General features: G+C 64.2%; 22 protein-coding genes. 6 read left to right on the forward strand and 16 right to left on the reverse strand.

All coding sequences use genetic code 11. From position 1 onward, the window contains the following. Nucleotides 1-591 (reverse strand): DNA mismatch repair endonuclease MutL (gene mutL, locus AC628_RS14955; RefSeq protein ID WP_210190207.1); only part of this gene is annotated, 591 nt, incomplete at its 3' end. A 232-nt stretch (nt 592-823) separates the two neighbouring features. Between mutL and AC628_RS14960 the strand changes: the two genes are divergently transcribed. Then, on the forward strand, nt 824-1147 hold the full coding sequence (locus tag AC628_RS14960; RefSeq protein WP_074127561.1) for a ribbon-helix-helix domain-containing protein: 324 nt from the start codon (nt 824-826) through the stop codon (nt 1145-1147). Nucleotides 1148-1222: 75 nt separating this feature from the next. Here AC628_RS14960 and AC628_RS14965 read toward each other — a convergent pair whose 3' ends face one another. Genes AC628_RS14965 through AC628_RS14980 form a run of 4 tightly spaced genes read right to left on the reverse strand, consistent with a single transcriptional unit; the run spans nt 1223 to nt 4109 of the window. Next, nucleotides 1223-2791, reverse strand: a complete 1569-nt coding sequence (locus tag AC628_RS14965; protein ID WP_074127562.1) for a GMC family oxidoreductase — start codon at nt 2789-2791, stop codon at nt 1223-1225. Nucleotides 2792-2815: 24 nt separating this feature from the next. Beyond that, on the reverse strand, nt 2816-3364 hold the full coding sequence (locus tag AC628_RS14970; protein WP_074127563.1) for a Twin-arginine translocation pathway signal: 549 nt from the start codon (nt 3362-3364) through the stop codon (nt 2816-2818). A 28-nt stretch (nt 3365-3392) separates the two neighbouring features. Beyond that, a complete protein-coding gene (locus AC628_RS14975; protein ID WP_074127564.1) occupies nt 3393-3788 on the reverse strand; it encodes a VOC family protein in 396 nt (131 codons plus the stop codon). Further along, complete coding sequence (locus AC628_RS14980) at nt 3789-4109, reverse strand: c-type cytochrome (RefSeq protein ID WP_074127565.1); 321 nt, start codon at nt 4107-4109, stop codon at nt 3789-3791. Between the two features lie 401 nt (nt 4110-4510). On the opposite strand from AC628_RS14980, the gene AC628_RS14985 reads away from it, so the two are divergent. Continuing rightward, entirely contained in the window at nt 4511-4825 is a 315-nt protein-coding gene (locus tag AC628_RS14985; protein WP_074127573.1) for a hypothetical protein, read from the forward strand. Nucleotides 4826-5001: 176 nt separating this feature from the next. Here the strand turns inward: AC628_RS14985 and arfB are convergent, their stop codons facing one another. The 8 genes from arfB to AC628_RS15025 form a co-directional block, all read right to left on the reverse strand. Then, nucleotides 5002-5421, reverse strand: a complete 420-nt coding sequence (gene arfB, locus AC628_RS14990; protein ID WP_050426392.1) for an alternative ribosome rescue aminoacyl-tRNA hydrolase ArfB — start codon at nt 5419-5421, stop codon at nt 5002-5004. A 315-nt stretch (nt 5422-5736) separates the two neighbouring features. Continuing rightward, nucleotides 5737-7101: a M16 family metallopeptidase gene (locus tag AC628_RS14995; RefSeq protein WP_168193379.1), complete on the reverse strand. Its 1365-nt coding sequence runs from the start codon at nt 7099-7101 to the stop codon at nt 5737-5739. Beyond that, the gene (locus tag AC628_RS15000) at nt 7098-8489 is read right to left on the reverse strand and encodes a M16 family metallopeptidase (RefSeq protein ID WP_210190208.1); all 1392 of its coding nucleotides are present in this window, start codon (nt 8487-8489) and stop codon (nt 7098-7100) included. The genes AC628_RS14995 and AC628_RS15000 overlap by 4 nt, the downstream gene beginning before the upstream one ends. 342 nt (nt 8490-8831) lie before the next feature. Next, the gene (locus AC628_RS15005) at nt 8832-9563 is read right to left on the reverse strand and encodes a hypothetical protein (RefSeq protein ID WP_074127566.1); all 732 of its coding nucleotides are present in this window, start codon (nt 9561-9563) and stop codon (nt 8832-8834) included. A 100-nt stretch (nt 9564-9663) separates the two neighbouring features. Next, entirely contained in the window at nt 9664-10161 is a 498-nt protein-coding gene (gene lspA, locus AC628_RS15010) for a signal peptidase II (protein WP_074127576.1), read from the reverse strand. 168 nt (nt 10162-10329) lie between these two features. Further along, a complete protein-coding gene (ileS, locus tag AC628_RS15015; RefSeq protein WP_074127567.1) occupies nt 10330-13329 on the reverse strand; it encodes an isoleucine--tRNA ligase in 3000 nt (999 codons plus the stop codon). 448 nt (nt 13330-13777) lie between these two features. After that, on the reverse strand, nt 13778-14314 hold the full coding sequence (locus AC628_RS15020) for a sugar O-acetyltransferase (protein ID WP_083632917.1): 537 nt from the start codon (nt 14312-14314) through the stop codon (nt 13778-13780). Nucleotides 14315-14331: 17 nt separating this feature from the next. Beyond that, complete coding sequence (locus AC628_RS15025; protein ID WP_074127569.1) at nt 14332-15303, reverse strand: bifunctional riboflavin kinase/FAD synthetase; 972 nt, start codon at nt 15301-15303, stop codon at nt 14332-14334. Between the two features lie 214 nt (nt 15304-15517). On the opposite strand from AC628_RS15025, the gene AC628_RS15030 reads away from it, so the two are divergent. After that, complete coding sequence (locus AC628_RS15030) at nt 15518-15913, forward strand: response regulator (protein ID WP_016844467.1); 396 nt, start codon at nt 15518-15520, stop codon at nt 15911-15913. A 283-nt stretch (nt 15914-16196) separates the two neighbouring features. Here the strand turns inward: AC628_RS15030 and AC628_RS15035 are convergent, their stop codons facing one another. Beyond that, nucleotides 16197-17381 carry an alpha/beta fold hydrolase gene (locus AC628_RS15035; protein WP_210190209.1) on the reverse strand — a complete coding sequence of 395 codons (1185 nt, stop codon included), beginning with the start codon at nt 17379-17381 and terminating at the stop codon, nt 16197-16199. 154 nt (nt 17382-17535) lie between these two features. Between AC628_RS15035 and AC628_RS15040 the strand changes: the two genes are divergently transcribed. Beyond that, nucleotides 17536-18165 (forward strand): TetR/AcrR family transcriptional regulator, encoded by a 630-nt coding sequence (locus AC628_RS15040; protein ID WP_074127570.1) that lies wholly within the window; start codon nt 17536-17538, stop codon nt 18163-18165. Nucleotides 18166-18378: 213 nt separating this feature from the next. Here AC628_RS15040 and AC628_RS15045 read toward each other — a convergent pair whose 3' ends face one another. Then, nucleotides 18379-18933: a cupin domain-containing protein gene (locus tag AC628_RS15045; protein WP_074127571.1), complete on the reverse strand. Its 555-nt coding sequence runs from the start codon at nt 18931-18933 to the stop codon at nt 18379-18381. Nucleotides 18934-19045: 112 nt separating this feature from the next. Continuing rightward, a complete protein-coding gene (locus tag AC628_RS15050) occupies nt 19046-19336 on the reverse strand; it encodes an usg protein (protein WP_074127572.1) in 291 nt (96 codons plus the stop codon). A gap of 405 nt (nt 19337-19741) precedes the next feature. Here AC628_RS15050 and AC628_RS15055 point away from each other — a divergent pair, with 405 nt between their 5' ends. Further along, complete coding sequence (locus AC628_RS15055) at nt 19742-20056, forward strand: co-chaperone GroES (RefSeq protein WP_018272373.1); 315 nt, start codon at nt 19742-19744, stop codon at nt 20054-20056. Nucleotides 20057-20100: 44 nt separating this feature from the next. Continuing rightward, a partial coding sequence (locus tag AC628_RS15060; protein ID WP_283806579.1) for a TCP-1/cpn60 chaperonin family protein occupies nt 20101-20317 on the forward strand: 217 nt, incomplete at its 3' end.

Here is a 20317-nt window from a genome sequence, read left to right on the forward strand (position 1 = left end):
CCAGGTGACCGGCGCACGCTCTTCGCCGGCCAGCGTGAAGGCGATGTCGGGGCGCGCCATGCCGAGCCGCCGCACCACCTCGCGGATCGCCTCCGCCTCGGTGCGGTCGGTCTTGAGGAATTTCAGCCGCGCCGGCGTCGCGTAGAACAGCTCGTTGACCTCGACGCGGGTGCCCTGGCCGAGCGCGGCCGGCATGATCTCCGACTTCTCGCCGCCTTCGACCGACAGCGACCAGGCGTGCGGCTCGCTGGCGTGACGCGTGGTGATGCCGAGCTTGGCGACCGCGCCGATCGACGGCAGCGCCTCGCCGCGGAACCCGAGCGTGCGGATGCGCAACAGGTCCTCGTCGTCGAGCTTGGAGGTGGCGTGGCGGTCGACCGCGAGCGCAAGGTCTGACCGCGTCATGCCGCCGCCGTCGTCGGTGATGCCGATCCGGCGCCGCCCACCGCCATCGGTGAACACATCGATCCGGCTCGCGCCGGCGTCGATCGCGTTCTCGACCAGCTCCTTGACCACGCTCGCAGGGCGTTCGACCACCTCGCCGGCGGCGATGCGGTTGACGAGCTGTTCGGGAAGCTGGCGGACGGGCATGGACGGCGTAATCGGACACGGATTCGAGGATAGGCGCCATTCTAGTCGGCCCGTGGGCCAAATGCATGGGTCAGTCCGCGAATGGCTGCCTTTAGCTGGGGATGGAGCCGGCCTATCGCCTTGAAGACACTCGCATTCGGCGGCCGGCGGTTACGCCCTACGTCGCGATTGTGGGGCCGCAGGCGCAGGTATATCGTTTAGAAAAATTATAAGTTCTTGCCGGAGGAACGCCATGTGCCATCTTTTCGCGCACCAGCCGCAACGCGACTATGAATCGCAGACCCGATCGTTGCGGATCGACGGCCATTGCACCTCGATCCGGCTGGAAATGTCGTTCTGGGATACGCTGGAGGAAATCGCGGCCAAGGAAGGCATGACGCTAGCCAAGTTCCTCACCACCTTGCACAACGAGGTGCTCGACCATCACGGCGAGGTCAACAATTTCGCGTCGCTCTTGCGCTGCTCCTGCCTGATCTATCGCGCCAAGGCCAATGCGCCAGTGGTCGTCCCGGACTATCGTCCCGCGGCGGCGGCGATCATGGACGCGGCGGAATAGAGTTTCCGCCCATCCGCGATCCAAAAGAAAAAGCGGCCTTGTCCCGACGGACAAGGCCGCTTCAGTCAGAGGGACCTAGATCTCCTTGCGCTGCATCGCGCCTGCGATGGTGTCGGCCTGGCGGATCGCCAGCGAGACGATGGTCAGCGTCGGATTGCAGGCCGCGCCTGATGTGAACTGGCTGCCGTCGGAGACGAACAGGTTCTTGATGTCGTGGGTCTGGCCGAACTTGTTGACCACGCCATCGCGCGGCTTTTCGCTCATCCGGTTGGTGCCCATGTTGTGGGTCGAGGGATAAGGCGGCGTCGGATAGGTCACGGTGGCGCCGACCGCCTCATAGACCGCGGCGCCCTGCTTGTAGGCGTGATCGCGCATCGCGACGTCGTTCGGGTGGTCGTCGAAATGCACGCTCGCGACCGGCATGCCGAACTTGTCCTTGATCTTCGGATCCAGCGTGATGCGGTTGGTTTCCTGCGGCATGTCCTCGCCGACCAGCCACATGCCGGCCATCCGCGGATAGCCCTCGATCGCGCTGGTGAAGCTGCGTCCCCAGGCGCCGGGATTGAGGAACGCGGCCATGAAGGGCAGGCCGAGCGACAGCGTTTCCATCTCGTAGCCGCCGACGAAGCCGCGCTTCGGATCGTTCCTCGCCTCGTCGCGGATGATGCCGGCCATCGTGGTGCCGCGATACATGTGCACCGACTTCTCGAAGGTCGCATACACGCTGCCGGTCATGTGCCGCATGTAGTTGCGGCCGACCTGGCCGGATGAATTGGCGAGCCCATCCGGGAACATGCTGGACGCGCTGTTGAGCAGCAGCCGCGGGCTCTCGATCGAGTTGCCGGCGACCGCGACCACGCGGGCCTTCTGGCGCTGCATCGCGCCGGTCGCATCGGCATAGACCACGCCGGTGACCTTGCCGGACTGGTCATGCTCGATCTTGATCACCATGCTGCCGGGGCGCACTTCGAGATTGCCGGTGGCTTCGCCCTTCGGGATCTCGGTGTAGAGCGTCGACCATTTGGCGCCGGACTTGCAGCCCTGGAAGCAGAAGCCGATCTGCTGACACGAGCCGCGGCCGTCGCGCGGCTCGCTGTTGATCGCCATCCGTCCGGTATGGACCTCCTTGTAGCCGAGCTTCTTCGCGCCGGCCTCCATCACCTTGAAGTTGTTGTTGCCGGGTAGGCCAGGGATGCCGTTGGTGCGGGTGACGCCCATCTTGTCCTCGGCCTTGGCGTACCACGGCTCCATCTCGGCGAGCGTGATCGGCCAGTCCAGAAGATTGGCGCCGGGGATGGCGCCGTAGGCCGACTTGATCTTGAACTCGTGCTCATCGAAGCGCAGCGAGGCGCCGGCCCAGTGTGTGGTCGAGCCGCCGACCGCCTTCACGATCCAGGCCGGCAGGCTCGGAAAGTCCTGGTGGACCCGCCAGCTGCCCGATGTGCTGCGCGCGTCGGACCAGGCGAGTTGGGTGAAGCTGTCCCATTCATCGTTGATGAAGTCCTGGTTCTCGATGCGCGGACCGGCTTCGAGGATCACGACCTTGACGCCCTTCTGCGCCAGTTCATTGCCGAGCGTTCCGCCGCCTGCGCCGGAGCCGACGATCACGACAACGCCGCTGTCATTCAAATCGAATTTTGCCATTGTTTCCTCCCGAGATTGTCCGGTTCAAGCCTTGGGCAGCCAGTCGATGTCGGCGAAGCCGCGCTTGATGTAGCCGCCATGCTCGGCGGAGGAACCCTCGTAGCCGAACCGCGGCCATACCTCCTTGTTGTTGTAGAGCGAGACGATGAGGTCGCCGCGGATCTTCTGGAAGAACGCGCTCTGTTCGATCTGCTGCAGCAGCGCGACGCGATCGTTTTCCCAGGCGAGCTGGGCATACGGCATCTTGTGACGATCGTTGGCCGCCTGATCGAGCCGGGCTACGCCGTCATTGATCAGCGATTTGACGGCCGGGTCCTTGGCTGCCTTGTCGTCCCACGGCTTCACTGCCGTGATGTAGTAGCTGTCGCCGAGGAAATCGTGCGGATAGATGTCGCGCGCTATCTTCAACAGCGTCTTCATCGTGGCCGGCGTCAGCGTCGAGGCGTCTTCGGCCCAGGCATCGGTGATGCCGAGCCCGGTGGACGTCGCGATTGCGACGGCGGGCGCAGCGGCGGCCGCGCCTTTGAGAAACACACGCCGGTCATATTTGCTGCGTCGATCGATTTCTCTCATGGTTTCCTCCAATTATTTTGTAGTTGAATTAGCCAAAGCGCCCGCCGCGCTGGATCACCTCGATCTTGTAGCCGTCGGGATCGGAGACGAAGAAGAAGCGCGCCAGCGTCCGGCCGTCATGCTTGAAGTCGCGCAGCGGCCCGGGCGACAGTTTCTCCTGCTCGAAGCGCGCGTGCTCGGCATCGACGTCATCGACGACGACGGCGAGATGGCCGTAGCCATCGCCGAGCGCGTAGGGCTCCTTGCGATCGAAATTGACCGTGAGCTCGACCTCGAACGGCGAGGACGGATGGCGCAGATAGATCAGCGCGAAATCGGGAAATCGCAGATTGTCCGCGATCTCGAGGCCGAATGCGCGGAGATAGAAGTCGAGCGCCTTGGCCTCGTCGAACACGCGGATCATCGAATGCACGGGTTTCGCCATTCAGTTCAGCTCCTTCAGATAGGCGATGATCATGGCGCGGGTTTCCGGCTTGGTCTGCCGATAGGCCATCACGCTGCCTGGGATCACCTCTTGCGGGTTAGTCAGCCAGGCATCGAGCCTGGTGTCGTCCCAGACGAAATCGGCCTTCGCGAAGCCCGCGGAATATTTGAAGCCGTCCGCCTTGCCGGCATGGCGGCCGACGATCTTGTAGAGCGACGGCCCCTGCCGGACGGGATCCGACGTGTTTGACGTGTGGCAGGTCGCGCATTGCTGCTTGAACAGCGTCGCCCCGTCGGGCGGCTTGGCGGCAGGCAAGGGCATTTGCGCAGCCGCAATTTGCACTGCAAGCATTGCGCTGCAAAATCCCAGCGCCAACGTCCATCCTGCAGCCCACCTTGCGCGCAGCTTTGTCATATACATCACCGCCCTCTGTGCAGTGACTGTAGGAGGCTGAAATCCGCCGTTGGTAGTAGCGGGCTGTTTCACGGCAGAACAAAGCTGGGCGGTGGTTTGGCGCGGAACCGGCCGCTGCCGCATATGCGGACAACAAATCCGCAAAATGACCGCGAAATCCCTGCACGATCACCACACGGCGCAGCTTGCATTGCGTGTGCGCCGTTTGCGGAAATTCAGTCTTGCGCGATGGGGTTTAGGGTCGGCGCTGCAAACGGCGCACGACCTGCGCCGCACCTTCCATCGTCAATCAAAGTCCAGGAGAAATGATGACGTTTGCAAAAACCAGCGTGCTCGCCCTTGCCATCTCGGCCGCGATGGCCGGCCCCGTCCTGGCACAGGGAGCGGCTACACCCAACACCCAGCTTCGCGGCGGCGCGCCGGGCGCAGGAACGATGCAGCAGGGCGGCGGCATGTCCGGCAGCGGCGATGAGGAAATGGCGGCACAGCCGACGTCACCGAGCCAGAAGAGCGGCACCAGCGCCAAGTCGGGCAGCAAGGGAACGGTAGGCAGCAGCAGCGGCCACGCGACGACGCCGAAGTCCGGCGGTTCCGAGATGGCCCCGGGAACCAAGAAGTACTAAAGCGCGATGAGATCTGCTGAAGCGCTAGCGCGCTTTGGCTTTCTTGTTTGACGATGATCTCCGCGCAAACGCATTTCCCGCGTTTGTCCGCTCACGTGCCGCGATGATCGATCCCGGATGCAGCGCCGCGCGTGCGCTGTGTCCGGCGTTCGCTGGAGCACTTCGCTCGAAACGCTCTAGTCGTCGAAACGGCGCGTGCCGCGGCCGGCCTTGATATCGCTGCGGCGCTTCTTGCCTTCGAGCCGGCGTTGCTTGGAGCCGAGCGTCGGCTTGGTCGGCCGCCGCGGTGTCGGCCGTACCATCGCTTCCCTGAGCATCTCGAGCAGCCGCTCGATGGCGTCCGCGCGATTGCGCTCCTGGGTGCGGAAGCGGAACGCCTGGATCACGATCACGCCGTCCTTGGTCATGCGGCTGCCGGCGAGCCGCGCCAGCCGCTGCGCGGCATCCGGCGGCAGCGCGATCTTGTGCGTGTCGAAGCGGAGCTGGGCTGCGGTCGAGACCTTGTTGACATTCTGCCCGCCCGGACCGGAGGCGCGGACAAAGACGATCTCAATGTCGTTCTCGTCGATTGTAAGGTCGCGGGACACCCGCAGCATGACATCACCCGGTGCAGGGAAGAATCGGCGGCCGCAGGATAGCGGGTTTGTGTTGCGTGTGCTCGGGGTGCGTGGATGACGTCTGCGGTCAGAGCCCGCGGCTCACCCCTCTCCCCAACCCTCCCCCGCAAGGGGGGAGGGAGCCCTACCGCTTTGCGCGTCCCTAACGATCCAACGCCAATCGAAGCATCACCGCCAGTCGTGACACGATGTGAGGTGAGCACGCTCGTCAGGCTCCCTCCCCCCTTGCGGGGGAGGGTGGGGAGAGGGGTAGCCACGACGGTGGTGTATGACGAAAGGACGTGCCGAAGCGCCTCAATTCGCCTTCGGCGGCGCCGACACCGGCTGCGCGGCGGCTTGCGGGGCGCGGCCGACGATCACGGTGAGCAGGCCGTTGCCCCACAGCCGATTGGAGACCCGCTTGACGTCGTCGAGCGTCACCGCATCGACGATGGCGCTGCGCTTCTCGATGTAATCGATCGGCAGCTTGTCGAGCTGGTATTGCAGCATCGCCTGCGCGAGCTTGGAGGAGGTGTCGAGCGCCAGCATCTGCGAGCCCTTCAGATACGACTTTGCCTCGTCGAGCTCCTGCTGCGTCGGACCTTGCTCGGCGATGCGGCGGATCTCCGCCTCGATCGCATCGATGGTCTCGCCGGCACGGTCGGCGCGGGTGCCGGTGTTGCCGATGAACAGCGCGGAGTGATCCATCCAGAGCAGCGCCTCATAGATCGAGTAGGCCAGCCCGCGCTTCTCGCGCACTTCCTTGTAGAGCCGCGACGACAGCCCGCCGCCGCCCAGAATGTGGTTCACCACATAGGCGGCCATGAAATCAGGATCGTGCCTGTTGATGCCGGGACCGCCGAAGGTGACGATGGTCTGCGGCACATCGAGCGGGACAAAGGCGCGCTGCGGCGGCTTGGTCGCCACGACGTCGGGAACGGGCGTCAATTCGGCCTTGGCCGGCAGGTCGCCAAAGGTCTTGTCGAGCAGCTTGCCGAGCGTGTCGGCGTCGACGTCGCCGACAACGGCGATCCGCAGCGTATCCTTGGCGATGATGCGGCGGACATAGTCCTTGAGGTCTGAGATCTCGATGGTGGGCACGCTCTCGAGCGTGCCGGTCGCCGTCCTGCCATAGGGATGATCGCCGAATGCGAGCTCGAGGAACTTGCGGCCGGACAGCGAGGACGGATTGGTCGATTCGCGGCGCAGGTTCGAGATCACCTGGGCGCGGATTCGTTCGACGTCCTTCGGCTCGAACCGCGGCGAGGTCAGCGCCATCCGCAGCAGATCGTAGGCTTCGTCCTTGTTGTCCTTGAGCATGCGCAGCGAGCCGCGGAACTGGTCGCGGTTGGACTGGAAGCTGAGCTCGATGGCGCGGCGCTCGAGCCGTTCATGATAGGTCTTGGAATCGAGATCGCCGGAGCCTTCGTCGAGCAGGTCGGCGACCAGATTGCCGACGCCGGGCTTGCCGGGCGGATCCTGGCTGGCGCCGCCGCCGAAGGAATATTCCATCGCGATCAGCGGCACGGTCGCGTCCTGCACGAACCACGCCTCGATGCCGCCGGGCGATACCAGCCGCTGGATCTTGGCCGCGGCCTGCGAGGGCGCTGACGTCAGCGTCAGCAGCGCGGCGCAGGCGCCGCCGATCAGCGCCGCGCGGCGGGTGAGGGAATAGATCACGAGCGCTTCTCCTCGCGTTTCGGCGCAGTATCCTTGATCAGATAGCCGGTCACCGACCGCTTCTTGTCGAGCCAGGTGGCGGCTGCTGCACGCACCTGCTCGGCGGTGACGGCGCGAATGCGTTCCGGCCAGCTGCGGATGTCGTCGATGCTCAAGCCCGTGGTCAGCGCGCCGCCATACCAGCGCGCCAGCGTCGCCTGGTTGTCCTGGGCGTAGATCGCTTCCGCAATGAGCTGGGTCTTGACCCGTTCGAGATCCTCGGCGCGCGCGGGGTTCTGCGCGAGATCGGCGATCACCTTGTCGATCGCGTCCTCGATCTGGGCGAACTCGACGCCCGGCTTCGGCGTCACCGCGATCGAGAATTGCGACGGATCGAGCGCGGTGCCCTGATAGCCGGCGCCGGTCGAGATCGCGAGGCCCTTGTCGATCACCAGCGAGCGATAGAGGTAGGAGTTGGCGCCGCCGCCCATCAATTGCGCCAGCACGTCGAGCGTCTGGCTCTCGCCGGCCGCCCCTGTCGTCGCCGACGGCACCAGATAGTAGCGGCGCAGGTTCGGCTGCTCGACGCGCGGATCCGACAGCGTCACGGTGCGCGGGGCGGCCGGTGTCGGCTCCTGCGGCCGGACGCGCTTCTCGGCGATTGCCTTCTGCGCCGGGATCGGACCGAAATTCTTCTCGACCAGCGGGCGGATATCCTTGACGTCGACATCGCCTGCGATGACCAGGATCGCGTTGTTCGGCGCGTAGAAGCGGCGGTAGAAGGCGAGCGCATCCTCGCGGTCGAGCTTCTCGATCTCCTGGTGCCAGCCGATCACCGGCCGGCCGTAGGGATGGTTGAGATAGAGCGCGGCCATGATCTGCTCGGTCAGCCGGGCATCCGGGTTGTTGGCAACCCGCATGTTGAACTCCTCGAGCACGACGTCGCGCTCGGGCAGCACATTCTCGTCCTTCAGGATCAGGCCGGTCATGCGGTCGGCCTCGAATTCCATCATGGTGGGCAACTGCTCGCGCGGCACGCGCTGGAAGTAGCCGGTGTAGTCGTTGGAGGTGAAGGCGTTCTCGTTGCCGCCGACGCGCAGCACGGTCTGCGAGAACTCGCCGGCCGGGTGCTTGGCGGTGCCCTTGAACATCAGATGCTCGAGGAAATGCGCGAGGCCCGATTTGCCGGGCGTCTCGTCAGCGGAGCCGACCTTGTACCAGATCATCTGCGTGACGACCGGCGTGCGGTGATCGGGGATCACCACGACCTGCAGGCCGTTGTCGAGCGTGAAGCTCGCAGGGCGTTCCGAGGTGACGGTGGTCTGGGCGCGGAGGCCGGTCGCCGACAGCGGGATGGTTGAAACAAAGGCGGCAACGAACAGGGCAATCGATCGGCGTGAGGGCATCATGGTCCTTGTGAAAGCCCGGACACACAGCCGGGGCACGAAAGCAAGCCATCGTACACGGTCGCTCCCGTGCCCGTCGTCACGAAGCGGAGAGACCGAGGTCACCCCGCATTAAGCTTTGCTCATGTCAGCCTTCGTCCGCGGAGCGGCAGCCGCTCGGGCCGCCTCCGGCGCCAAGCCGGGCTAGGCCAGAAAAGTTTGAAGACCTTACCCCGTCATCCTGAGGAGCCCGCACTTGCGGGCGTCTCGAACGATCGACGGGCCACAGGCCGGGCCGTTCATCCTTCGAGACGCCGCTTCGCGGCTCCTCAGGATGACGGGAATGCCAGCGCCGAGGCCGCGCGGTCACTGCACCGGTTTTCCGGTCATGACGTCGTACTGCCCTTCCTTCGCCATCGGCTGCATCGGGCCGGTGCCATAGGCAAAGCCCGAAGACGGCGTCTGGTAGCCCGGGGGCGGCTCGGTCAGCGATTCGCGCGTCGGCTCGCCCTTGAACGGCTTGGACTCGCTGCTGTTTCCCTTGAACACGCCAAGGAGGCCGCCGGTGTAGCCGAGCTGGCTCGGCATCAGCGACGGATTGGTGTTCGCGCCGGGCTCGAGCGGCTCCCTGCGGCCTTCGGTGGCCGTCTGCTGCTTGCGGCCCGCCTCGATCTCGGCCGGCGTCAAAGCCACCGCCGACTGCCACGGCTCCTTCTTGACTTCCTTCTTGCGCGCCGCGATCGCGGCCTTGCGGGCGGCGATATCAGGGTCCTTCGGCCAGTTCGGCGCGTTGACCTGCGTGGTCGAGGCGGGCGGCGGCAGGTCGAGCTTCGGCGGCACCACCAGCGGCGAGCGCTCGCGGTAGTCGATGCCCTTGCTGGCGGCGCTCTTGGCACCGAGCCCGGTCATCAGATTGTCGATGATCCGCTCTTCGAAGGTCAGGCCATCATCGCCGTCATCGTCGTCGTCGCCGGCACGCACCGGGCCGGCCGCCATGACAAGGCCGATTCCGGCCGCGACGAACGCCAGGCGCAGGCCGCGCAGCGGCGACAGCTGGGAGGTCTCGATCAGATTTCCGCGGGCTTTGGTGTTGCGCATCGCGCTTTCCCCATTTCAAAATTCGCCAAAGCGATCACTGGCTTAGCGCTCAGTTCCGCTGGGTACAGGTCGGCCGCCGACCGGCTCGTATCGGCCGGGATCAGGGCGCTTTTACGGCGGGGGTCCCCATGACGGAATCATACAATAGGGCCGCCACGCCAGCAACGATCGCCACGTCGGCGAGGTTGAAGATGTACCAATTGAAGGTTTTTCCGGCGATTTCGACGTGAAACAGGGCGAAATCCACCACCGCGCCGTAGGCGAAGCGATCGATCCCGTTCCCGATCGCGCCGCCGATGATCAGGCCGAGCGACACCGTCGCGAGCCAGGTCCGCGACCGCGCCATCCAGATCGCCAGCGCGATCACGGCGGCGGCCTTGATCACCATCAGCAGGATCTGGGCGGCCGGGGTCTCGCTCTGGAACCAGCCGAAGCTGATGCCGGGATTCCAGGCCAGCACCAGGTCGAGGAACGGCGTCACCGTCACCGGAGCGTGGTGCGCGATGTCGAGAACATGGAGCAGCCAGAGCTTGGAGGCCTGGTCGGCGATCAGGGTGATGACCGCCGCCAGCACACCGGCGCGAACGGGAGAGGTCATCGGCTTGCCGTTAGAGGCGTCGTCCCGGCGCAGGCCGGGACCCATACGCCGTGCCGGGTATTGTTTGAATGACTAGGGGTCATCAGCCTTCGTCCATTCGAGACAGCGGTGGTTATGGGTCCCGGCCCCCGTGCGCAATTGCGCACCAGGCCGGGACGACGGTAGATGTTAGGCCGTGACCCCCAGCGCCTTCCATTCGCGCAGCGCCTGCGCGTCGCGCGGCGAGACGTCGGGATACTCAGGGTCTTCGCCGACCGTGGGGAGGATCTTCCATGAGCGCGCACATTTGGTGCCGACCGCCTTCTCGACCACCACGGCAACGCCCGGCACCGCATCGAGGCGGAAGGCGGTAGCCGGCGCCTCGCCCTCGCGCACCTCGTAGTTCGAGGTGATGCAGACTTCGGCGAGATCGATGTCGAACAGCGTGGCCAGCATCTCGCGGTCGGCGATGTAGATCACCGGCGATGCCTCGAGCGAGGAGCCGATCCGCTTGGCGGCGCGTTCGAGCTCCAGCGCACCGGTGACGACGCGGCGGACGTTGCGGATCGTCTCCCACTTCGCGGCGAGGGCATCGTTGCGGAATTGCTCGAGGCCTTCGGGGAACAGCGTGAGATGCACCGAGGGCTCGGCGTTCGGCCGGTACATCCGCCAGGCTTCGTCGGTCGTGAAGCTTAGGATCGGCGCCAGCCATTTCAGGATCGCGTCGCAGAGCAGATCGATCGTGGTCAGCGCCGCCTTGCGCGCCACCGAGGACGGCGGATCGCAATACAGCGTGTCCTTGCGGATGTCGAAATAGAACGCCGACAGCTCGGAGTTCATGAAGGCCGCGAGAGTTGCGACCACGGTCTTGTAGTCGAACGCGGCATAGGCCTTGCGGATGGTCTCGGTATGGCCGGCCAGCTCGTGCAGCATCAGCCGCTCGAGCTCGGGCATCTCGGCGAAGGCGACCTTCTCAGCTTGCTTGAAGTGATGCAGCGTGCCGAGCATCCAGCGGATCGAGTTGCGCAGCTTGCGATAGGTCTCGATGGTGTTCTTCAGGATCTCCGGGCCGATGCGCTGGTCGTCGGCATAGTCGGTGGCGCAGACCCACAGGCGCAGGATGTCCGCGCCGGAATCCTTGATCACCTTCTGCGGCTCGACCGTGTTGCCGAGCGACTTCGACATCTTGCGGCCGTTCTCGTCGAGCGTGAAGCCGTGGGTGAGCACGATGTCGTAAGGCGCGCGGCCGCGCGTGCCGGCGCTTTCCAGCAGCGAGGAGTGGAACCAGCCGCGATGCTGGTCGGAGCCTTCGAGATACATCACGGTGTCGTTGCCGCCATCGACCTTGCGGACGATGTTGCCGAGCTGCGGGAAGTTCTGGCGGTCTTCCAGCACGAAGGCGTGCGTGGAGCCGGAATCGAACCAGACGTCGCAGATGTCGTCGACCTTCTTCCAGTTCTCCGACGCGCGGCTCCCGAGAAAGCGCTCGCGGGCGCCGTCCATGTACCAGGCGTCGGCGCCTTCCTCCATGAAGGCTTCGGTGATGCGCTGGTTGACCACTTCGTCCTGCAGGATCTCGGCCGAGCCGTCAGCGTTCTCGCGCACGAACACGGCGATCGGCACGCCCCAGGCGCGCTGCCGCGAGATCACCCAGTCCGGGCGATTGGCGATCATGCCGTTGATGCGGTTCTCGCCGGCCGGCGGCACCCATTGGGTGACCGAGATCGCATGCAGCGCGCGGGCGCGCAGCGTGTCGCCCTTCCTGGCATGGCCGTTCTCCGCGATGGGTTTGTCCATCGCGATGAACCATTGCGGCGTGTTGCGGAAGATCACCGGCTTCTTGGAGCGCCAGGAATGCGGATACTGGTGCTTGAGGCGGCCGCGCGCGAGCAGCTTGCCGGCCTCGATCAGCGCCTTGATCACGGCCTCGTTGGCATCGCCCTTCTCGCCCTTGTCGTTGAGCACGCGTTTTCCGGTGAAGCCCGGAGCATGTGCGGTGTAGGCGCCGTTCTCGTCGACGGTGTAGGGGATCGCGGTCGGGATGCCGCGCGCATCGAGCTCGCGGGTGTTGGCCGTCCAGACGTCGAAGTCCTCGCGGCCGTGGCTCGGCGCGGTGTGCACGAAGCCGGTGCCGGTGTCGTCGGTGACGTGTTCGCCTGACAGCAGCGGCACGATGAATTCGTAGCCGCCGCCGAAGCCCTTCAACGGATGCGCGCATTCAACGGCGTCGAGCGTGTCGCCGGGAATATCGCGGACCTTCTCATAGGAGGTGACGCGCGCCTGCTTGAACACTTCGGCGGCGAGCGCATCGGCCAGGATCAGGAGGTCGCCGTTCTTCGCCCAATTGTCCGCCGGCGCATCCGTGACCTTGTAGAGGCCGTAGCCGATCTTCGGCGAGAACGAGATCGCGCGGTTGCCGGGCAGCGTCCATGGCGTGGTGGTCCAGATCACGACCGAGGCGTTGGCGAGCGCGCCATGCGCCGGCGAGGTGACCGGGAATTTCACCCACACCATGTCGGAGGTGTAGTCTTCGTATTCGACCTCGGCTTCGGCCAGCGCGGTCTTCTCGACCACGCTCCACATCACCGGCTTCGAGCCGCGATACAGCGTGCCGTTGGCGGCGAACTTCATCAGCTCGCGGGCGATCTGCGCTTCGGCCGGATAGCTCATCGTCTGATAGGGATGGTCCCAGTCGCCGATGATGCCGAGCCGCTTGAACTCCTCGCGCTGCACGTTGATCCAGTGCGTCGCATAGGCGCGGCATTCCCGGCGGAACGCGACCATCGCGGCGGAGTCGCGGAAGTCCGGCTTCTGCTTGCCCTTGGAGCGGTAGTTCTCCTCCTCGATCTTCCATTCGATCGGCAGGCCGTGGCAGTCCCAGCCCGGCACGTAGTTGGAGTCGAAGCCGAGCATCTGCTGGCTCTTGGTCACGACGTCCTTGAGGATCTTGTTGAGCGCGTGCCCGATATGGATGTTGCCGTTGGCGTAGGGCGGGCCGTCATGCAGCACGAATTTGGCGCGGCCCTCGGCTTCCTGGCGGAGCTTGTCGTAGAGGCTGATGTCGTTCCAGTATTTCAGGATTTCCGGCTCGCGCTGGGGCAGGCCGGCGCGCATCGGGAATTCCGTCTGCGGCAGGTAAAGGGTCTTGGAATAGTCGTTAGCTTCGGTCTTTTGCGGCTTGTCGGACATGAAAGCTCTGATTTGGCAGGTGCGGGGGCGCGGATACGCGATCAATCGCGGGTGAAAACGGCGAAAGTCCCGGTCTTGCGCCGAGCCTTGAGGCTCAGGCGGAAGCCGGGCCGCTAATCCGTATGATGCGCCGCGAAAACATGGGGTTTCCATAGCAGCCAAGCGGGCAAATCGCAAAGCCCCCCAGTGGCCGGCGGACCGTTCCGCGGGACCACCCCTGGAGCGGGATAGGTTAAGCTGGAGCGGCGGCGGAGGTGCCACCTCTCCCTCGGGAGAGGTCGATTTGCGCAGCAAATCGGGTGAGGGGTTGCGGTCTATCGAGGGAACGAGAGCCCTCACCCGGCGCGGAGCCTGTACTCGGACGGCGCAAAGCGCCGATCCGGGTGCGCCGACCTCTCCCCGCCGGGGAGAGGTGGACCGAACCCGCGGTCAAACTGATCTAACCTCTTTATCCTGCGCCAGGCAGCCGCCGCCGGGCCGGATTTCCGGCCACGATGGTGCCGGCCGCGACGTCCCGCGTTACCACGCTGCCGGCGCCGACCAGGGCGCCGTCGCCGATCGTGACGCCGGGCAGGATGATGGCGCCCCCGCCGATCCAGACGTCACTGCCGATCCGGATCGGGCGGCCGAATTCCAGGCCCGCGCGCCGGGTTTCGGCATCGCGCGGGTGGTCGGCGGTATAGATCTGCACCGCGGGCCCGATCTGGGTGCGGTCGCCGATCACGACCGCGACCACGTCAAGGATGACGCAGTTGAAGTTGAGGAACACGCCGTCGCCGAGGCTGATATTGCTGCCGTAGTCGCAGAAGAACGGCGGGCGGATCACGGCGCCCTTGCCGACCTTTCGGAAGCGCTCGGCGAGCTGCGCGTGCAATTCGCCCGCGGAGGACGCGCCCGATGCGTTGTAGCGCGCCATCCAATGTTCCGCCGCGGTATGGTCGGCGGCAAGCTCCGCATCCGGGCGATAGAGCTCGCCCGCCAGCATTTTCTCTTTTTCTGTCTTCAACCAATCGCTCCGAGCTGCGGGAACGCGTCCGGCGCGGCGGCGAGTTGCGCGCGCGCCTTGGCGCTGTCGTCATCCATCTGGCGTATCAACGCCTCGATGGTGTCGAATTTCAACTCTTCACGAATGAAACCGATGAATGCGACATCGAGGACCGTGTCGTACAGATCGCCCTTGAAGTCGAACAGGAACACTTCGAGCAGCGGCGCGCCGTTGTCGAAGGTCGGCCGGCGCCCGAAGCTTGCGACGCCGTCGAAACGCTGCGCGCCCTTGCCGACCCGCACCGCATAGATGCCGTGCTTCAAACCGCAATGCTTGTCGAGGCGGATGTTCGCGGTGGGATAGCCGAGGTCGCGGCCGCGCTTCTCGCCGTGGATCACCTTGCCGGTGACGAACCACGGTCCGCCCAGCATCGTGGTGGCATCGGTGACCTCGCCCTCGGCGAGCGCCATGCGGATCGCGCTGGAGGACACCGGCCGCTCCTCGATGTCGACATGGGCCTGCACATCGACCTCGATGCCGAGCCGCGGTGCTTCGCTGACGAGCAGGCTCGGCGAGCCGACCCGGCCCTTGCCGAAATGGAAGTCGTAGCCGACCGCGATGCCGCTGATGCCGAGCCGCCGGATCAGGTCATGGTGAATGAAATCCTGCGCCGTGGTCCCGGCGCGCGCCTTGTCGAAGGTCATCACGACGGCGCCGGCGAGGCCGGTGGCCGCGAGCAGCCGCAGCTTGTTGGTCTCGTCCGTGAGGCGGAATTGCGGAGTGTTCGGGCTGAAGAATTTGCGCGGATGCGGCTCGAAGGTCACGGCGAGCGCGGGCACGCCGCGCGCTCTGCCCATAGCCAGCGCCGCACCGATCACGGCGCGGTGACCGAGATGGACGCCGTCGAAATTTCCCATCGCGACCACGGCGCCCTTCGGGATGGCGCTTTCGGGGGTGTTGTCGCGAATAACGGTAAAGCCAGTGCTCATGTCAGGTATTCTTCAAGGATTCTTAAGCATGATTGTTGCGCGCCGGACCGTGACGCGGCGGCGGCGTGGAAGTCAAGCGTAGCGAAAATCGCGTCAAATCCGTAACAATCCGGATTCAGCCGGTTAACGCGCTGTTTAACGCCTGCTGTTACTCGTTGCCGGAAAGCTGCGTTCGTGCAGAAGCCAAGTTGCGTCAGGCGTTTTGGGGGAAAAGATGGCGGTTGATTTGTCCATGCCGGTTCTGGTGGTTGATGATTACAGCACCATGATCCGCATCATCCGGAATCTTCTCAAGCAGCTTGGATTCGAGAATATCGACGATGCCTCCGACGGCTCCGCGGCGCTCAACAAGATGCGCGGCAAGAAGTATGGCCTCGTGATTTCCGACTGGAACATGGAGCCGATGACCGGCTACGACCTGCTCAAGGAAGTCCGCGCCGATCCCAATCTCGCGACCACGCCCTTCATCATGATCACCGCGGAATCCAAGACCGAGAACGTGATCGCGGCCAAGAAGGCCGGCGTGAACAACTACATCGTCAAGCCGTTCAACGCGGCCACGCTGAAGACCAAGATCGAGGCGGTCTTCCCGGACATGGCGACGGCGTAAGCGCCCGGCACCGCATCTACTGAAATTCACGTCATGCCCGGGCTAGTCCCGGGCATTTTTGTTTTTCGCTAGACCGTGATGAGATGAGGTTGAACTGCAGCGGCGTCGAAAGTTCACCTCTCCCTTGGGAGAGGTCGATTTGCGTAGCAAATCGGGTGAGGGGTTATGGTCTATCGAGGGAGCAAGAGCCCTCACCCGGATTGCTTCGCAATCCGACCTCTCCCCGACGGGGAGAGGTGAACCAAGACCGCGCCAAGCCGATTCAACCCAAACTCATCCCGCCTTAGCGGCTGGTGTGATCCGCCCTACCCGCCTCCTTGATGAAAGCGAGCAGGAGCGTGCCGAGCCGATCCGGTTGCTCCTGTTGGATCCAGTGACCGGCGCCGTCGATCAGCTCGATGCCACGCATCCTCGTCACCGCCTTCGTCCTCATCAGATCGAGCGCGCCCGGCGCCGCATAGGTGCCCCAATCGCTTGTCCCGCCGATGAAGAGCGACGGGACATCGATCGTCTTGCCCGAAAACAGGCGCAACTCGGCATTCAGGCCAGGATCGGAAAAGACGCGATAAGCCATGAGAGCACCTTGAAACCCCGTGCGGCCATACTCCTCTGTGTACACGCCAAGCTCCGGCTCGGTGAGCCATTTGCAGGCCGAGACTTCGGCGGCGGAAGGTTGGAATGGAGCGACGGTCTGGGACATCGTCTTGCCGAGATCCATGACGTAATAGGTCGGCATTTGTGCAAGCTCTATGGCGGTTGGCGCCTTCAACGGATGCGGCTTGTTTCCTGGCCAATCCGCGCTCTTGACGTGGAAGAATGCGCGAAGAAACGCGTGTAGACCTTGAGGGGGGTGCCACATGTCATCGTTCGCCTGCCGTGTGCTCAGGTATTGTTGATAATGCTGCCTCGGCGGATCGAGCGCCGCCAGCGCAGCCGCTAAACCTTGATTTGCAGTGTTCGGTTGGACCGACGATGGCTCGCTTTCCGCGGTGTTGAACGGAAACGCCGGCGGACCGGGGAACGGTGCGCTCATCAACACCACCGAGGGAAACACGTCGGGTCGGGCTAGCGCACAATAGGCTGCCACGGGCGAGCCGAAGTCGTGCCCGACGAGCATTGCCGTGCGCCGATATCCCAACGCCGAAACCAATCCGAGGGCGTCGCGCGTCAGGTTCAAGAGGCTGAAGGACTCGAGCGGGGCGTCATAGCCGTTCACCCAACCGGTGGTGCGACCAAAACCCCGCTGGTCGGGCGCCACGACATGGTACCCGGCCTCAGCCAGAATTGGGATCAGGTGTCGCCAGCCGTAGGCGAGGTCCGGGAAGCCGTGCAGAAGCAGCGCGAGCGGCCGGCCGGGGGTCTCATAACCGGCCTCAAGAATATGGACATCGAGGCCGTTGACCCCATGGATCATCCGCGAGCGGACCTCCTTGGGAAGCGTGCCCGCGCCATACGTTGATGTGGTCATATCAGCTGCTCCTGATGGGTTTGCGCGGGCCGGTCGAAGTGAAGCCGCAACCAGGCTGGCCGCCCCATCGCCAAAACGGCTCGTCGGGACGCTTCCTGGCTTGGGATTTGGCTGCGGGGCATCGCAGGACTCTTTCTATGGTGATTGCCATAGTATGGCGATCACCATAGCGGCGTCAAGCGAAACGGATTATGTTGAGGGCATGCCACGTAAGACTGACGCCCGCGCTCGCGCGATTGCCACGGCCCAACGGCTGTTTCGCATCCAGGGCTACACCGCGACTGGATTGACCCAGATCATTGAAGAAAGCGGTGCGCCCAAGGGATCGTTCTACTTTCACTTTCCACGCGGCAAGGCACAGCTCGCCGAAGAAGCGATCGATCATTACGTCGCGGGCAGGATTGCTGTTTTGCGGAACATCTCGGCGAATACGGCGGGTGATGCCCTGAATTTCGTTCAGCAGGTTTTCGGCACATTCGCCGCCGAAATGGTCGCCTCTGATTTCCAGTATGGATGTCTGATGCAAAATCTGGCGAATGAGCTGCCCGCGCTCGACGCCGAGCTGACCGAACGGGTGGCGCGCGGATTTGTGGATTCGACCGAGATTATTACGGAGCATTTCAGGGGGTGCGGTTTCACTCCCGCGCGCGCATCCTCTACCGCAGCCGCATTGGTCGCCGCGCTCGAAGGTGCGCGAACGATCGCCCGCCTCGAACGCACGCCGGCGATATTCGAGGCGCTGGCGGAAGTCAGTGTCCAGAGGTGGGCTGTCGCCGAGCGGTGATCCGGGACCCGACGTGTGTGCGCCCCGTCATTCCGGGGCGTCCGAAGGACGAGCTACGATGCGCAATTGCGCATCTGAGAATCCATTGTGCCGCGCGTTAAGCCGATAGATGGATTCCGGGCTCGCGCGGAGCCTGTCATCGGGCCGCGCCTTGCGCGGACCCGTTGGCGCGCCCTCAGGTGCGCAATTGCGCACCGGGGAATGACAGCGAGACTACGCCTTCAACTCCACCGTCTTGAACTCGGCCGGCAGGATCACTTCCAGCAGTTCGACGTCGTCGGAATAGTCGAGGATCATGTGGCGGATGCGCGGCGGCTGGGTCCAGGCGCTGCCTTCCTGCATCAGCGTCTCGCCCTCGCCTTCCATGTAGGTCTTCACCCAGCCCTTGAGCACATAGACCATCTGGAATTCGACGTCGTGGAAGTGCAGCTTCGACACTTCATCCGGATTGCACGGTCCCTGCAGCCGGATCACATGCGCCTGGGCGAGGCCGTGCGAGGCGGCTGCGATGCCGAGGTCGCGATACTTGGCGTAGGCGCGTAAGCCATCGGCCTTGAAGTCCTCTTCGCGGTGATGGCTGATGGCAACCCGCTGCTTCGGCCGTGCCTTGGTTGTTGTCTTGGGCGCGCTCTTCTTGGCCGCCGAGACGCGGCCCTTGGACTTGATGGTCTTGCGCGCGGACGATGTTTTGGCACCGGCGCCGAGGCCGGTCCATTTCTTCTTCACCGCGGTCTTGGCTGCGGATCTCGATGCCGTCTTCTTGGCCATTGTTCGCCTCCCGTCTTTTTCTGGCGGGCGGAGGCTAACACAAGTCGCGCCGCGCGAGGTGGGCAAAGGCGCATCGCCGCGCCTTGCCCCGTTGCCCTGCGCCCTCAGCGGATCAATGCAGCCGGAACACGCCGTCGACGGCGCGCAGCTCGGCCGGCTTGACCAGCTTGGAATGCGCCACCGTCACCGAGAACAGCGGGCCCTCGAGCTTCTGCTGCCAGAAGGCGAGGAAATCCTGCAGCGCCGGAAATTTCGGAAACAGATCGTAGTTCTGCCAGACATAGGTCTGCAGCAACGAGGGGTGATCCGGCATCCGATAAAGAATTTGCGCCGTTGTCAGCCCGTACCCCAGCAACTGCTTCCGGAAATCGTCGGAAACAACCCCACCAACTCGCGAGACCATGCCAACCTCCTGTGACGGAGCGCATTCACATGGTGGCCGACCTTCCCCGCCGGACCACCGGCAATGGATGCGCTCACATGAGAGAAATGTGACGCACGCGACTAACTCATCTCAAGCCCAAATGTTTAATGGGTTGTTGAAATTTCGTGCGTTGGCAGCAGCTTACCGCATCTGCTAATAGCCGCGGCGCGTTCCAGGAGGGCTCCAAGGGCGGCATTAAGCATGCCGAAATGATCCCGGCATCCTTCTGGCAGCCGTCACATACCAGTGCCAATTTTTCTGCTAGAGGCTCTTGCCCGCCGCAAAGGCTTGGCCTATCTCCTGCCCAACCAGTCTGGCACTCGCTGGACTGGACTGCTAACACTCCAAAAATCTACAGCATCTACAAATGTTTAGGAGGACTGCATGAAATTCCGTCCGCTTCACGACCGCGTCGTGGTCAAGCGCATCGACGCCGAAGAGAAGACTGCTGGCGGCATCATCATCCCGGACAGTGCCAAGGAAAAGCCCTCGCAGGGCGAAGTCATCGCCGTCGGCCCGGGCGGCCGCGACGAAGCTGGCAAGCTGATCCCGATCGACCTCAAGGTCGGCGACCGCGTCCTGTTCGGCAAGTGGTCGGGCACCGAGGTCAAGATCGACGGCGAAGACCTGCTGATCATGAAGGAAAGCGACATCATGGGCGTCCTCGACGTCCCCGCTTCCAAGAAGAAGGCGGCCTAAGCGCCTCTTTCCCTCCAGGTTAAATCTCTCAAGGAAAAGCTCAGATGGCAGCTAAAGAAGTCAAATTCTCCGTCGAGGCGCGCGACAAGATGCTGCGCGGCGTCGACATCCTCGCCAATGCGGTGAAGGTCACCCTCGGTCCGAAGGGCCGCAACGTGGTGCTCGAGAAGTCGTTCGGCGCTCCCCGCATCACCAAGGACGGCGTCACCGTCGCCAAGGAGATCGAGCTCGAGGACAAGTTCGAGAACATGGGCGCCCAGA

The organism is Bradyrhizobium sp. NAS96.2 (assembly GCF_001908235.1).
GTDB lineage: Bacteria > Pseudomonadota > Alphaproteobacteria > Rhizobiales > Xanthobacteraceae > Bradyrhizobium.

Coding starts and splice junctions, on each gene's coding strand:
- AC628_RS14960 (WP_074127561.1), top strand. CDS start 824: ATGTGCCATCTTTTCGCGCACCAGCCGCAACGCGACTATGAATCGCAG.
- AC628_RS14965 (WP_074127562.1), bottom strand. CDS start 2,791: ATGGCAAAATTCGATTTGAATGACAGCGGCGTTGTCGTGATCGTCGGC.
- AC628_RS14970 (WP_074127563.1), bottom strand. CDS start 3,364: ATGAGAGAAATCGATCGACGCAGCAAATATGACCGGCGTGTGTTTCTC.
- AC628_RS14975 (WP_074127564.1), bottom strand. CDS start 3,788: ATGGCGAAACCCGTGCATTCGATGATCCGCGTGTTCGACGAGGCCAAG.
- AC628_RS14980 (WP_074127565.1), bottom strand. CDS start 4,109: ATGCCCTTGCCTGCCGCCAAGCCGCCCGACGGGGCGACGCTGTTCAAG.
- AC628_RS14985 (WP_074127573.1), top strand. CDS start 4,511: ATGACGTTTGCAAAAACCAGCGTGCTCGCCCTTGCCATCTCGGCCGCG.
- arfB (WP_050426392.1), bottom strand. CDS start 5,421: ATGCTGCGGGTGTCCCGCGACCTTACAATCGACGAGAACGACATTGAG.
- AC628_RS15000 (WP_210190208.1), bottom strand. CDS start 8,489: ATGATGCCCTCACGCCGATCGATTGCCCTGTTCGTTGCCGCCTTTGTT.
- AC628_RS15005 (WP_074127566.1), bottom strand. CDS start 9,563: ATGCGCAACACCAAAGCCCGCGGAAATCTGATCGAGACCTCCCAGCTG.
- lspA (WP_074127576.1), bottom strand. CDS start 10,161: ATGACCTCTCCCGTTCGCGCCGGTGTGCTGGCGGCGGTCATCACCCTG.
- ileS (WP_074127567.1), bottom strand. CDS start 13,329: ATGTCCGACAAGCCGCAAAAGACCGAAGCTAACGACTATTCCAAGACC.
- AC628_RS15020 (WP_083632917.1), bottom strand. CDS start 14,314: ATGCTGGCGGGCGAGCTCTATCGCCCGGATGCGGAGCTTGCCGCCGAC.
- AC628_RS15025 (WP_074127569.1), bottom strand. CDS start 15,303: ATGAGCACTGGCTTTACCGTTATTCGCGACAACACCCCCGAAAGCGCC.
- AC628_RS15030 (WP_016844467.1), top strand. CDS start 15,518: ATGGCGGTTGATTTGTCCATGCCGGTTCTGGTGGTTGATGATTACAGC.
- AC628_RS15035 (WP_210190209.1), bottom strand. CDS start 17,381: ATGACCACATCAACGTATGGCGCGGGCACGCTTCCCAAGGAGGTCCGC.
- AC628_RS15040 (WP_074127570.1), top strand. CDS start 17,536: ATGGCGATCACCATAGCGGCGTCAAGCGAAACGGATTATGTTGAGGGC.
- AC628_RS15045 (WP_074127571.1), bottom strand. CDS start 18,933: ATGGCCAAGAAGACGGCATCGAGATCCGCAGCCAAGACCGCGGTGAAG.
- AC628_RS15050 (WP_074127572.1), bottom strand. CDS start 19,336: ATGGTCTCGCGAGTTGGTGGGGTTGTTTCCGACGATTTCCGGAAGCAG.
- AC628_RS15055 (WP_018272373.1), top strand. CDS start 19,742: ATGAAATTCCGTCCGCTTCACGACCGCGTCGTGGTCAAGCGCATCGAC.